At 37.6% G+C, this 13,338-nt stretch carries 13 protein-coding genes; all 13 read right to left on the bottom strand.

What is annotated here, in order from left to right; all coding sequences use genetic code 11:
- Nucleotides 1-257: 257 nt before the first annotated feature.
- The 13 genes from trxB to uvrB all read right to left on the bottom strand — a co-directional run bounded on the left by trxB (nucleotide 258) and on the right by uvrB (nucleotide 13,313).
- Nucleotides 258-1,208: a thioredoxin-disulfide reductase gene (gene trxB, locus GZ63_RS0113310; protein ID WP_029270352.1), complete on the bottom strand. Its 951-nt coding sequence runs from the start codon at nucleotides 1,206-1,208 to the stop codon at nucleotides 258-260.
- A 114-nt stretch (nucleotides 1,209-1,322) separates the two neighbouring features.
- Entirely contained in the window at nucleotides 1,323-2,312 is a 990-nt protein-coding gene (locus GZ63_RS0113305; RefSeq protein WP_029270350.1) for a tetratricopeptide repeat protein, read from the bottom strand.
- A gap of 151 nt (nucleotides 2,313-2,463) precedes the next feature.
- A complete protein-coding gene (locus GZ63_RS0113300; RefSeq protein ID WP_029270348.1) occupies nucleotides 2,464-2,991 on the bottom strand; it encodes an acyltransferase in 528 nt (175 codons plus the stop codon).
- Between the two features lie 3 nt (nucleotides 2,992-2,994).
- Nucleotides 2,995-3,630, bottom strand: coding sequence for a pyrophosphatase PpaX (ppaX, locus tag GZ63_RS0113295; RefSeq protein WP_029270346.1), 636 nt, complete (start codon nucleotides 3,628-3,630; stop codon nucleotides 2,995-2,997).
- On the bottom strand, nucleotides 3,605-4,561 hold the full coding sequence (locus GZ63_RS0113290) for a nucleoside recognition domain-containing protein (RefSeq protein ID WP_029270345.1): 957 nt from the start codon (nucleotides 4,559-4,561) through the stop codon (nucleotides 3,605-3,607). Before GZ63_RS0113290 ends, ppaX begins: the two co-directional genes overlap by 26 nt.
- Before the next feature lie 33 nt (nucleotides 4,562-4,594).
- A complete protein-coding gene (gene lgt, locus GZ63_RS0113285; protein WP_029270344.1) occupies nucleotides 4,595-5,428 on the bottom strand; it encodes a prolipoprotein diacylglyceryl transferase in 834 nt (277 codons plus the stop codon).
- 15 nt (nucleotides 5,429-5,443) lie between these two features.
- On the bottom strand, nucleotides 5,444-6,373 hold the full coding sequence (gene hprK / locus GZ63_RS0113280; RefSeq protein WP_029270342.1) for an HPr(Ser) kinase/phosphatase: 930 nt from the start codon (nucleotides 6,371-6,373) through the stop codon (nucleotides 5,444-5,446).
- Nucleotides 6,374-6,536: 163 nt separating this feature from the next.
- Nucleotides 6,537-6,893, bottom strand: a complete 357-nt coding sequence (locus tag GZ63_RS0113275; RefSeq protein WP_029270341.1) for a phage holin family protein — start codon at nucleotides 6,891-6,893, stop codon at nucleotides 6,537-6,539.
- Nucleotides 6,893-7,087 carry a PspC domain-containing protein gene (locus GZ63_RS0113270; RefSeq protein WP_029270339.1) on the bottom strand — a complete coding sequence of 65 codons (195 nt, stop codon included), beginning with the start codon at nucleotides 7,085-7,087 and terminating at the stop codon, nucleotides 6,893-6,895. Before GZ63_RS0113270 ends, GZ63_RS0113275 begins: the two co-directional genes overlap by 1 nt.
- A 118-nt stretch (nucleotides 7,088-7,205) precedes the next feature.
- Entirely contained in the window at nucleotides 7,206-7,883 is a 678-nt protein-coding gene (gene bshB2 / locus GZ63_RS0113265) for a bacillithiol biosynthesis deacetylase BshB2 (protein WP_029270337.1), read from the bottom strand.
- Between the two features lie 29 nt (nucleotides 7,884-7,912).
- Nucleotides 7,913-8,266 carry a YojF family protein gene (locus GZ63_RS0113260; RefSeq protein ID WP_029270335.1) on the bottom strand — a complete coding sequence of 118 codons (354 nt, stop codon included), beginning with the start codon at nucleotides 8,264-8,266 and terminating at the stop codon, nucleotides 7,913-7,915.
- 165 nt (nucleotides 8,267-8,431) lie between these two features.
- Nucleotides 8,432-11,308 carry an excinuclease ABC subunit UvrA gene (gene uvrA / locus GZ63_RS0113255; protein WP_029270333.1) on the bottom strand — a complete coding sequence of 959 codons (2,877 nt, stop codon included), beginning with the start codon at nucleotides 11,306-11,308 and terminating at the stop codon, nucleotides 8,432-8,434.
- A gap of 7 nt (nucleotides 11,309-11,315) precedes the next feature.
- A complete protein-coding gene (gene uvrB / locus GZ63_RS0113250) occupies nucleotides 11,316-13,313 on the bottom strand; it encodes an excinuclease ABC subunit UvrB (protein ID WP_404814851.1) in 1,998 nt (665 codons plus the stop codon).
- Nucleotides 13,314-13,338: the final 25 nt, after the last annotated feature.

Genomic DNA, 13,338 nt, shown 5'->3' with positions numbered 1-13,338 from the left:
TTCCTTCAGATTCCATTTCGCAATGGACACCCTTGCTTTCAGCTAACAGTTCCTACTGCCAAGCCTGTAGTGGACTTTCACCACCAAGTTATAGCCCATGCTGGGCGCACTAAAAAAGGCACAGGTGAAACTCACCTGTGCAAGAAACTAATTTATCTATTAAAAGGGGGTCAATTAGTCAAATACATTATATCTAATTTATATTGCATACGTGTTACATTGGCGTTAAGATCAAATTACTTTTATATCCCCTTCGTTTACTTTGATGCTTTTAACTTTTCTTCTAAATCCTCAATATACTTTTGTGCCGCTTCTGCTGCAATACTGCCATCCCCTGTAGCTGTCACAATTTGTCGAAGATTCTTGTCACGAATATCTCCAGCAGCAAAAACTCCCGGAACGCTCGTTTCCATATTTTCATTTGTTGGAATATAACCCTCATCATTAACAATATTTATAGATTTAAATGGCTCACTAAGTGGAACCATACCAATATAAATAAATACACCATCAATTGGATGTTCGTATTTTTCTCCAGTTTTTACATTTTCTAGAGAAACACTGCTTACTTTCCCATCTGGACCATTGATTGTTTTTGCGACAGTGTCCCAAATAAAGTTGATTTTATCATTATCAAATGCACGATCCTGAAGAATCTTCTGTGCTCGGAGTTCATCACGTCTGTGAACAATTGTAACCTTCTTGGCAAAACGAGTTAAATACATACCTTCTTCAACAGCAGAGTCTCCTCCACCAATAACAATCAGGTCTTTTTCTTTAAAGAAGGCGCCATCACATACCGCACAGTACGATACACCACGGCCTGTTAATTCTTCTTCACCCTCAATACCAATCTTTTTAAATTGTGCTCCAGTAGTAATGATTAATGCTTTGGTTTTATATTCCTTACTTCCTGCATGAACAAGTTTATAATCTCCATGATCGGTAACATCTTTAATATCACCATAAGCATACTCTGCACCAAATTTTTTCGCATGTTCAAACATCTTGTTCGATAAATCTGCCCCCAAAATATGGTCATATCCAGGGTAGTTCTCTACGTCCTCGGTATCTGCCATTTGTCCCCCAGGGATACCACGCTCAATCATTAAAGTATCCAGATTTGCACGTGAAGCATATACTGCAGCAGTCATTCCCGCTGGTCCAGCTCCCGCAATAATAACATCATATATCTTTTCTTCGGACATGTTCATGATCGCCCCTTTACTTATTATATTCTAAGGTATTTCGCCTCTCACGGCTTATATCCATACCTTAGCTTATAAGAATTAAATCATTTCGTCTAATGTTCTGCTCAAGTACTACTGCCAAGGGCTTTTTTCTTGTGACAATTGAGGATATTTCCTGCATCCTTCTTCCCATATTGAAGTAGCTTTGAATGTTTTACCCATATGAAAAGCCGCCACACTGAACCATCGATAATAGGAAAGCTGGTCTGTTACAATTCCTTTCGACAACATGCAGAAACGCTGATATGCTTCTTTATAATATCCTGTTCTGACTAGTGTTATAGCTATGCGCAGTTGCTGTTGTTCATGGATGGGGTATACATTTAGTAATGCCTGAATATTTGCTTTATATGCCTCTTTTTTATTTAATTTATAAAAAAACAATGCTAAGTTTGTATGACAATAAAGTGTATTTGGATCTTCCTGTAAAAGTTCCAACTCCATTTCAACTGCTTCTTCCTCATAACCTGAAAAAAATAGTGCGTGAGCATAATCGTGCTTCGTTGTCTTATGTTCTGGAAACAATGTCATCATTTCTTCAAGCAAGGGTATTACCTTTTCCCACTCGCAATTTTCCATATGATAAAAAGCTGTTTCTTGATAAATTAGCAATTCATCTTCATGATCAAGTTCCCAGCCATCATCATCATTTTCACCAATATCAATTAACTGGAGCAAGTTCTCTGCCTCTTCTTTAAACTCGTCATCAGTCGTTTTCTCCAGGTATAAACTCGCATATTTTCTTGCGTCATTTAATAAACCTAAATGAGCGTAATTATTAGCAAGCAAATAATAGCAATCTACATACGTTGTTGATTTTAAGATATTCGTTAATAATTGATTTGCTTTATGGTATTGCCCTATTTCTGTATATATAATAGACAATTGACAAGCATACAAAGTTTCCTTCGGTTTCGCTTCTATTGCCTTATTCATCCATTTGATTGCAAGCTCAAATTTTCTTTTTTGAAAAGCCTCTATCCCTTTTGTAAAGTAAAAGTCACCTTCAGGGATAAAAGGAATGATATTTTTTAATTTTTCTTTCTGTTTTACCTGCTGCATGCATATCCACTCCATTTAATATAGCCAACAAAGTATATCACAGATTATTAAAGAATCCTATGACATTTTAGCGAAACATTAGCTTTTTACAGCTGTTTTTGTCCTCTTTAGCAAAAAAAAAACATAAATGAAGAGCTATAAAAATAGCCCTTCATTTATGAGCTGGTCCATCTGTCCTTTCACGTTGTTCCATTTCTTCTTTCGTGTATATCAACCGCATTGGATTACCACCAACAAAAGCACCAGGTGGTACGTCTTTATGCACCAGAGTACCTGCAGATACAATTGCATTATTACCTATTGTCACCCCTGGAAGAATGGTTGTATTTGCTCCGATCATGACCTCATTTCCAATGTTTACTTCACCTATTCGGTATTCTTTTATTAAATATTCGTGCGCTAAAATGGTCGTATTATAACCAATAATACTATTGCTTCCCACATTTATTTTTTCAGGAAACATAATATCAGGCATCACCATTAAAGCAAAGGAAGTAGTTTCTCCAACTTTCATACGTAAAAATGTACGATACATCCAATTTTTCATCCTTAAAAAAGGAGTATATCGAGCTATTTGGATCACAATAAAATTCTTCATCACTTTCCAGAAAGATACGGTATTATATATTTGCCATAAAGAATTCGCCTTGCTTACCTGAAATCGGTCTGTATTTCGCATCCCTTACACTCCTACTATCTTTAACAGATCACACATATCTTCCAGCATATAATCAGGTCTATATTGTAATAATATATCTTTTCCCTTATGCGCCCACGCCACTCCAGCTGTTTGTACTCCTGCATTCTTCCCGGCTTCTATATCATGATAATTATCTCCAACCATTAATGTCGATGCGGCCTGTGCTCCCAATTGTTTCATGGCTTGAAGAACTGGTTCAGGATGTGGCTTAGAATGAATGACGTCATCATACGTGATAATTGTTTTAAAAAAGGGATCAATGGCTGTTTTTATAATGCCTTTCATAGCAGTTTTACGCATTTTCGTTGTAACAATTCCAAGTTTTATCTCTTTCTCTTTCAATTGCTTGAGTACATCATTCACATTAGGAAAAGCTCTGACATAATGATCATGATAAAATAAATTATGTTTTCGATACATCGAAATCATGTTTTCTGCCTTTATAGGGTCAATTTGATGAAAGGTATCACGTAACGGTGGACCATTAAAACTTTTTATTTTTTCTCTTGTATGCGACATATTAAACTGTTCAAATGTATAAATAAAAGATGCGATGTTCAATTCATTGGTGTCTATTAATGTACCATCAAGGTCAAATAGAATCGTACGAATGCTCATTTACAGTATCCCTCTTTTTCTTGATATCTAACCGTTTCCATATAAATGCCACTGTCATTGTTAATAGCATCGCTGTGACTAATCGGATTAACAGCAGTGGCCATACTGGTATTCCTAGCGGGATAAAGATCACTGTATCTTCTACCACGGCATGACAAGCTACAAGAAACAAAAGTGCTAAAAATGTATCCTTCTTTGAAACACCATCTTCTTTTACAGCTTGAATCATAACCCCTGCCCCGTAGGCTAAACCGATCGTTAAACCAGCTACTAATGTCAATGATGTATTTTTCTCCATACCTAATATTTTAGTAACTGGAGCAAAAGCATCAGAAATTTTTATTAACCAGCCTTTTTCTCGCAAAAATTGCATAACAATCATCAATATGATCACTATCAGCGCTAATTGAATAACAGCAAACAACGCTGTTTGAATTGCCTGCAATATCATTTCAGCCCATCCGGCTGGAATTTCCTTTTGTGAAATAAAGCCATATTGTGCAGGCTGTGACCCACCAGCCCATACAAGATTTATAAAAATAGCAGCTGTCATTGCAAGTACTAGGCGCACTCCAGAAATAAGCCACCAGCTTATACCCACTCTGGAAGCTACGGTCGATTCGATGAATAAATTGTGTGAGAAGGAAAGCATCACCGCCAAAATAAATACTTCTTTCACTGAAAAATCGAAAGAAATAATAGCCGCAATGCCTGCATATAAATTCAAGCTATTTCCTAAAACTAAAGAAACTGCAGCTTCACCAGGTAAGCCAAATAAACCCATGATAGGACTTAATAATTCAATAATCCACGGCAAAATAGGGGTATGCTGTAGAATAGTAACAATTAATGTAATTGGGAAAATCACTTTTCCTAATGTCCATGTAACATGCAATCCTTGTTGAAGGCCACGGTATGCAATTCCTGACATTATTCATCCCCTCCTCATTCAACTAAACATCTTTTACTTTTTGATCTTCTTTCCATCGTAACGCTTATCAGCTTTTCCAGATATACGACGATAAATCATGATAGCTACTGCAGCTAAGATTAATAAGATAGAGATAAACTGCGCAGTGCGAATGTGCCCAAACATATATAAGCTGTCCGTTCGCATCCCTTCAATAAAGAATCGCCCAATGGAATAAGTGATCACGTAGGCTAAGAACAGTTCTCCTCGCAATGGATTGTATTTACGTAAAACGAATAACAATCCAAAAATGAGTAGATTCCAAACGGATTCATATAAAAAAGTTGGATGATACATCACACCATTAATACACATTTGGTCCATAATAAAATCAGGCAAATATTGATGGAAACTATTATAGACAGATTCAGACAGTGGGCCGCCATGAGCTTCTTGATTCATAAAATTTCCCCAACGTCCAATGGCCTGCCCTAAAATCAAACTCGGCGCTACAATGTCGGCAAGCTGCCAAAAGGAGACTTGTTTGATACGAGCATATACGATCGCAGTTAGTACAGAACCAATCAATGCCCCGTGAATCGCAATGCCTCCCTCCCAAACAGCAAATACTTTCCACCAAGGTCCACCTGCATACCGGTCCCATTCAAAAATAACATAATACATTCGCGCGAAAATAATCGCAATCGGGGCTGCAAAAACAATGAGGTCTACGATCAAATCTTTTTGTAAACCGAGCCGATTGGACTCTCGCGTTGCCAAATATAAACCAATTAGGAGCCCTGTAATGATAATTACTCCATACCAATATACCGTGAGTGGCCCAAATTCAATAAATATACGGTCTAATGAAGGTGCGTCACAAGTCAAGAAATCACTCCTTTTCTATCCATCTTTCTCCTGATCGATCATTGTTGTTAATCGTTCAGAAAATTCTTCTGCAGCGTTTACGCCCATTCGCTTTAATCGGAAATTCATTGCCGCTACTTCAATAATTACCGCTAAGTTTCTTCCAGGTCTGACTGGAATCGTTACTTTCGGAATATGAACATCCATGATTTTCATTGTCTCCTCATCTAGACCAAGACGATCATATTGTTTCGTTTGATCCCATACTTCCAAATCAACAATCATTGATATTTTTTTATAATTACGGATTGCACCGGCACCGAAAAGGGTCATCACATTAATAATTCCTAATCCACGAATCTCTAATAGATGCTTAATAAGTGGCGGTGAATTTCCAATCAGCTTATCATAATCTTCTTGTCTGATTTCTACACTGTCATCTGCAACAAGACGGTGCCCCCGTTTCACTAATTCAAGAGCCGTTTCACTTTTCCCGACGCCGCTTTGTCCAGTGATAAGCACGCCAACACCATTGATATCTACAAGAACTCCATGTATTGCTGTAAAGGGAGCAAATTTAATATCTAAATAAGTAGTCAATCTGCTTATAACTCTCGTTGTTTTACGTGGTGATTTTAAAATCGGGGTACCCGACATATTAGCAGCATCCAACAGTTCGTTTGGGATATCCATCCACCTTGATATAACAATTCCCGGAGTAATATCTGTACAAAGCTGATCTGCACGTTCTTTTCTTTGATCTGCACTCAAATCCAAAAAATAAGCCATTTCTGTTTTTCCAATCAATTGTAACCGTTCCCTGGGATAATATTTAAAATAACCTGTCATCTCGATACCAGGACGGGATATATCACTCGTTGTAATTTCTCTATGTATACCATCAAACCCTGCAACTAAGGTAAGATTAAAATTATCCAACAAATCCTTTGTACGAACAGTTCCCATCGTCATCCCTCCATAACCATCCATTTCCTGTTTTATATTGTAGCACATTTTAAGAAATGGAAGGAATAGATAACGAAGAAGATAAAACAAAAACGCAGGTGGTTATCCTGCGTTCTATCTGACTTTTATCCCCATTAATCCATCCTGTTGAGTGAATGGTTCATTATTTGATTGTTTCCCTCGCCAAACTATTTAGCAGCATATTCAACATCGAAATAACAAAAGCAGCAATAATTGCTGTACCGAAACCGTCAATAACGAACGACTCATCCATCAATCCTTGTGTGATCATCAGCGTGATTGCATTAATTACAAACAAAAATAAGCCTAACGTTAAAAATGTAATTGGCAGAGTAAAAATAACTAATATCGGTTTTACCAGAACATTCAAGATGGATAAGATAAAACTTGCTAAGACTGCTGTTCCAAAACTTTCTAAGTGAAATGAATCAAATAATTGAGCAACAGCTATTAGTGCAATAGAATTTAATAAAATAGATAAAAGCCAGCGAATTAACATTAATATATCTCTCCTTCATTCGGAATAATAAAAATGGCTGCTACATAAATGAGTGCTATCGTAAAAACACTAAAAAATAAGCCGATAACAAAAACCAATCGGACAACAGGGGGATCAATATTCAAATATTCTGCGATTCCACCTAAAACTCCAGCAAGCATGCGGTCCTTATTCGACCGATAAAGGCGTTTCATCCGATATAATCCTCCATTCATATTCGTATTTTTTCCTATAAAAGCGTTTTTTATAAATATATGAGGATTTATTTTTTGTAATTCCTCCTACTAAAATATTCATAGACAGGTGAATTTTTTAATCGTTTTTTGGATAGTCCCAAATATAAAACCTTTCTTTTCCGAGCCGTTCGATAGCCGCTTCTTTCAAATCTCTTGATTCTTCGGTATCACCATAAAATGCTTTAATAATACCAGAAGCTTGCGATTGATGGGCAACAATAGCTTTCATTTTCTCATCAAAATTATCTGTCATATCGATACAAATATCTGGTTCTCCAAGAACTTTTTCAAAATTATGGGAAATAGCCTGTGCCCAGACAGTAGGCCTTGTATCGGCATCCATCATACCGACTGCTTCAATAGTTGCTGCCCCTAATGCATTATGATCAGGATGCACAGCATAGTTAGGATAATGTGTAATAACAAGACTTGGATTAATTTCTTCTAAAACTCCTTTAATATGTCTAGCAACTTCTTGTTTATCTTCATACTCAATCGTTTTATCCCGATAACCTAGTAGCCGTAAATCAATGTCGAGAATCTTGCATGCTTCAACCAATTCTTTTTTGCGCAGCTTTGGCAGTGTTTCTCTATTTGCAAAAATAGGGGATCCCATATTTCTGCCCATTTCTCCGAGTGTTCCACATAAATAGGTTACAGGAACCCCTTCTTTTCTAAATTTTGAAATGGTACCAGCTGCACCAAACGACTCATCATCCGGGTGCGGGTATATAACAACAACATGTTTTTCCATCTTTTTCACCAATCCTTTATAGCTTAACTTTAATAATCAAAGGGTGTTTCACTAATTTGTAAAGAGACCATCAGACGTCCTTCCCGATCATGCCCCGCAAGTAAGAGTTTAGAACCTTCATGTATAGTCCAATCTGTTAATCCTTCTGCGTAAATCCAGCCTTTTTCCATTTTCAATCCAACACGGTACACATTTTCCATTCCGATAATTTTCGCTTGTGTAAAAAGTACGCTGGTATTTCGTATATATGCACCAACTGTATAGGCATTTTTATTATTATGATTTGCATAGGCTCCATTGGTTGTTTCTAAATGAAGATATACTTGCTTATTTTTAAAGCCATTTAATAATTCCTGTACTTTTTCCATTTCAATTGGTTTCATTACTCGTGATCCTCCCATACATCTTCTCTTTTTTTACCTTACCGAAATGAGGCGTATCCGTCAAAATTTACGCCCTGTATTTATCGCTTTTATGACCTTTATTTCTAGACGATATGAAAAGAAAAGCAGCACGTGTTGATTCAACATGCTACTTTTTCTTCATCATTATTCAGCAAGTATCTTCTCTTTTTCATCAAGTGCTTCTTTCATTCTCTGTTGATCTCTTTCTAAAATTGGTTTTAAATATTTCCCTGTGTAAGATCCCTTTACTTCAGCGATTTGTTCAGGCGGGCCAGTAGCAATAATTTGACCGCCACGATCGCCGCCTTCCGGACCGAGGTCAATGATATGATCAGCCGTTTTTATTACATCCAAATTATGTTCAATAATAATAACCGTATCCCCATTCTCGACCAGACGCTGAAGCACACTTAATAATCGCTTGATATCATCCGCATGCAATCCTGTCGTCGGCTCATCCAGTATATAAAATGACTTGCCGTTGGAACGTTTATGCAATTCACTTGCTAGTTTCACACGTTGCGCTTCTCCACCTGATAAAGTTGTGGCAGGCTGGCCTAATTTAATATAGCCTAGCCCAACGTCAGCAATCGTTTGTAATTTGCGTTTGATTTTTGGTATTTTAGCAAAGAAGTCTAGTGCCTCTTCGATCCGCATATCCAATATATCAGCGATATTCTTTCCTTTATATTTAACTTCTAATGTCTCACGATTATATCTTTTTCCATGACAGACTTCACATGGCACATACACATCAGGGAGAAAGTGCATTTCAATTTTAATAATACCATCACCGCGGCATGCTTCACATCTGCCGCCTTTTACATTAAAGCTAAATCTCCCTTTTTTGTAACCGCGTATCTTCGCTTCGTTTGTTTGTGCAAACACTTCTCTTACGTCATCAAAAACGCTTGTATACGTTGCCGGATTTGATCTTGGTGTCCGGCCAATAGGTGACTGATCAATATCAATTACCTTCTCAATATGGTTAACCCCTTTAATCTCTTTGTGTTTTCCAGGTTTATGCTTCCCGCGATAAAGATTTTTCGCTAATGATTTATACAATATTTCATTAACTAATGTGCTTTTTCCTGATCCGGATACGCCTGTAACTACCGTCATTAAACCAATTGGGATTTTGACAGATACATTTTTTAAATTATTTTCAGTTGCATCAACAATCTCAATATTGCGTTTCGTTGGTTTTCTGCGGTTTGCGGGTAAGGAAATAAATTCCCTTCCTGACAAATAATTTCCCGTTAATGACTTTTTGGTTCGCATTACTTTATTTGGGGTTCCACTTGCAACGATTTTTCCTCCGTGCTCACCAGCACCTGGCCCAATATCAATTAACCAATCTGCTGCAAGCATGGTATCTTCGTCATGCTCAACAATGATTAGTGTATTATCTAAATCCCGCATTCGCTTCAGCGTGTTAATTAACCGATCATTATCTCGTTGATGCAGTCCAATGGATGGCTCATCAAGTACATATAAAACCCCTGTCAAGGCAGATCCGATTTGCGTTGCTAGTCGAATCCGTTGCGCTTCACCGCCCGATAAAGTTCCTGCAGAACGGGATAATGTTAAATAGTTAAGACCAACATTATTCAAAAAGTCTAACCGGTCACTGATTTCTTTTAAAATCATATGCGCAATTTGCTCTTCCTTCTCGCTAAGTTCAAGGTTTTGGATAAAGTCCTTTGCTTCCATAATGGAATAGTCGGTGACATTACTAATATGCAAACCATTTACCAATACAGCTAATGCTTCTTCGCTTAATCGGTAGCCATCACAAGTAGGACAATTGATATGCGCCATATATTTTTCAAGTTGTTCCCGGATAAAATCGGAAGAAGTTTCTCTATAGCGTCTTGCTACATTCTTAATAACCCCTTCAAACCGGATCATATTATCACGAATATTTCCAAAGTCGTTAACATAATAAAAGTGTATTTTCTCTTTCCCACTGCCATATAAAATTTTATTCATTTTTTCCTTAGGAATATCTTTTACTGGTATATTCATATCAATATCATAGTGTTTGCAAACACTTTTAAGCAGTTGTGGATAGTACTGAGAGCTTATAGGTTCCCATGGTGCGATAGCATGGTTATTTAATGTTTCACTCCAATCCGGGATAACAAGTTCAAGATCAACTTCTAAATTCGTTCCTAAACCATCGCAAGTAGGGCATGCACCATACGGACTATTAAATGAAAATAGTCTTGGCTCCAGGTCATCAATAGAAAAGCCACAAACGGGACAGGCGTGATTTTCGCTAAATAAAAGTTCCTCTTCTCCAACTATATCAACAATAACATTTCCTTCTCCCAGCGATAAAGCAGTCTCAATCGAGTCGCTTAGTCTGCCTGCAACACCATCTTTTACAACAATACGATCAATCACAACTTCAATGGAATGCTTTTTGTTCTTTTCCAACGGAATATCTTCGGTTACTTCACGCATTTCTTGATCAACGCGGATTCGTACGTAACCCTCTTGCTTTAGCTTTTCAATGGTTTTCACATGTGTCCCTTTCCGTCCTGAAACGACAGGTGCCAATATTTGTAATTTCGTCCGTTCCGGATACTCCAATATTCGGTCAACCATTTGTTGCACTGTTTGCGAGCTAATTTCAATTCCATGTTTTGGACAAGTTGGATGCCCTACTCTTGCAAACAATAAACGTAAATAATCATAAATCTCTGTTACTGTACCGACAGTAGATCTTGGATTTTTGCTCGTTGTTTTCTGATCAATCGATATCGCGGGAGATAACCCGTCTATTGCATCCACATCAGGCTTATTCATTTGCCCTAAAAATTGGCGGGCATATGCAGAAAGAGATTCTACATATCGGCGTTGTCCTTCTGCATAAATGGTATCAAAAGCCAGAGAAGATTTTCCTGAACCCGATAAACCAGTGACAACAACCATTTTATTTTTAGGAATATTTACATCTATATTTTTCAAATTATGTGCTCGTGCACCCTGTATCTTAATTGACTTACTAGGCATGGACAAGTCATCCTTCCGCTTTAAGTTCAAGTATTATATCACGAAGTTCCGCAGCTTTTTCAAAATTAAGCGATTTCGCTGCTTCTTTCATTTCTTTTTCCATGTTATCAATTGCTTTTGTTTTCTCTTTCCCTTTTAAATTTGAAAGTTTTTCTGTTTTTGTTCCATACACTGCTTCGTCTTCCTCTGCAACAGTTGCCCGTATAACATCTCGGACTTCTTTTTTAATCGTAGTTGGGGTAATCCCATGTTTTTCGTTGTACTCCTGTTGAATGGTTCGACGGCGATTTGTCTCATCAATCGCTACTTGCATGGACGCTGTTATATTGTCTGCATACATAATAACTTCCCCGTTCTGATTACGGGCAGCACGCCCCATTGTCTGGATTAAAGAACGTTCAGAACGTAAAAAACCTTCCTTGTCGGCATCCAAAATGGCAACTAAAGACACTTCAGGGATATCAAGCCCCTCTCTCAGGAGGTTAATCCCTATTAAAACATCAAACTTTCTGAGTCGTAAATCACGAATGACCTCTACACGTTCCAGTGTCTTAATTTCGGAGTGTAGATAGGCAACCTTTATCCCGATTTCTTTTAAATAATCCGTAAGATCCTCTGCCATTTTTTTTGTTAGTGTTGTTATTAAAACACGTTCATGACGTTCTATACGTTTGTTTATTTCACTGATTAAATCATCTATTTGTCCATCAACCGGGCGCACATCAATTTTTGGATCCAATAAACCAGTAGGACGAATAATTTGCTCTGTTATTTCCGGCGAATGCTCGCGTTCATATGGGCCTGGGGTTGCTGATACATAAATTAGCTGGTTCGTTTTTTGTTCAAATTCTTCAAACTTTAATGGCCGATTATCTAGAGCAGATGGTAAGCGGAAACCATGATCGACCAAAACTTGTTTTCTAGCCTGGTCTCCATTATACATACCTCTTACTTGGGGTAGTGTTGCATGTGACTCATCAACAACAACTAAAAAATCATCTGGAAAATAATCAAATAATGTATATGGAGTGGCTCCAGCTTCACGCAAAGTTAAATGCCTGGAATAGTTTTCAATACCTGAGCAGAATCCCATTTCATTCATCATTTCAATATCATAATGTGTCCTCTGTTCCAGCCGCTGCGCTTCAAGTAACTTATTTTGACCACGTAATATTTTTAGTTGCTCTTCCAATTCTTTTTCTATATTTTTAATTGCTTTTTGTAATTTTTCTTCTCGTGTCACAAAGTGGGAAGCCGGAAAGATAGCTACATGTTCCCGGTCTCCAATAATTTCACCGGTTAATGCATCCACCTCACGAATTCGATCTATTTCATCACCAAAAAATTCAATCCGGATACAGTGTTCTTCTCTTGAAGCCGGTATAACCTCAACAGAATCACCTCGAACGCGGAATGTACCACGCTGAAAATTGATATCATTACGTGCATATTGAACGTCTACAAGCTCACGCAATAATTGATCCCGGTCTTTTTCCATTCCTACACGCAGTGATAATACATGGCTCCCGTACTCCTCGGGTGAACCTAGGCCATAGATACAAGAGACACTTGCTACAACGAGCACGTCTCGGCGTTCAAATAAGGCAGATGTTGCTGAGTGACGTAGTTTGTCAATTTCATCATTAATACTGGCATCTTTCTCTATAAAGGTATCTGTTGATGGCACGTAAGCCTCTGGTTGATAGTAATCATAAAAACTGACAAAGTATTCTACTGCATTATTTGGAAAGTATTCTTTAAACTCACTATATAACTGACCTGCTAATGTCTTATTATGAGCCATTACCAATGTTGGTCGATTGATCTCCTGAACAACATTTGAGACAGTAAATGTTTTACCAGTCCCTGTTGCACCGAGCAATGTTTGGTGATGCTGACCCGCTTTCACTTTCTCGACCAATTCCTTTATTGCTTTAGGCTGGTCACCAAGCGGTTCATATTCGGCTACAAGGTCAAACTGATTCTCCACAAATCTAGCCCCCATTCTTCTCTATCAAAGATAGCTGATC

It is taken from the genome of Virgibacillus alimentarius (genome assembly GCF_000709085.1).
Lineage (GTDB): Bacteria > Bacillota > Bacilli > Bacillales > Amphibacillaceae > Virgibacillus_B > Virgibacillus_B alimentarius.
This window is presented reverse-complemented; position numbering and strand designations above follow the sequence as displayed.

Excerpts from the sequence above, each read along its gene's own strand:
- trxB (WP_029270352.1), bottom strand. The coding sequence starts at position 1,208 with ATGTCCGAAGAAAAGATATATGATGTTATTATTGCGGGAGCTGGACCA.
- GZ63_RS0113305 (WP_029270350.1), bottom strand. The coding sequence starts at position 2,312 with ATGCAGCAGGTAAAACAGAAAGAAAAATTAAAAAATATCATTCCTTTT.
- GZ63_RS0113300 (WP_029270348.1), bottom strand. The coding sequence starts at position 2,991 with ATGCGAAATACAGACCGATTTCAGGTAAGCAAGGCGAATTCTTTATGG.
- ppaX (WP_029270346.1), bottom strand. The coding sequence starts at position 3,630 with ATGAGCATTCGTACGATTCTATTTGACCTTGATGGTACATTAATAGAC.
- GZ63_RS0113290 (WP_029270345.1), bottom strand. The coding sequence starts at position 4,561 with ATGTCAGGAATTGCATACCGTGGCCTTCAACAAGGATTGCATGTTACA.
- hprK (WP_029270342.1), bottom strand. The coding sequence starts at position 6,373 with ATGGGAACTGTTCGTACAAAGGATTTGTTGGATAATTTTAATCTTACC.
- GZ63_RS0113275 (WP_029270341.1), bottom strand. The coding sequence starts at position 6,893 with ATGTTAATTCGCTGGCTTTTATCTATTTTATTAAATTCTATTGCACTA.
- GZ63_RS0113270 (WP_029270339.1), bottom strand. The coding sequence starts at position 7,087 with ATGAAACGCCTTTATCGGTCGAATAAGGACCGCATGCTTGCTGGAGTT.
- bshB2 (WP_029270337.1), bottom strand. The coding sequence starts at position 7,883 with ATGGAAAAACATGTTGTTGTTATATACCCGCACCCGGATGATGAGTCG.
- GZ63_RS0113260 (WP_029270335.1), bottom strand. The coding sequence starts at position 8,266 with ATGAAACCAATTGAAATGGAAAAAGTACAGGAATTATTAAATGGCTTT.
- uvrA (WP_029270333.1), bottom strand. The coding sequence starts at position 11,308 with ATGCCTAGTAAGTCAATTAAGATACAGGGTGCACGAGCACATAATTTG.
- uvrB (WP_404814851.1), bottom strand. The coding sequence starts at position 13,313 with ATGGGGGCTAGATTTGTGGAGAATCAGTTTGACCTTGTAGCCGAATAT.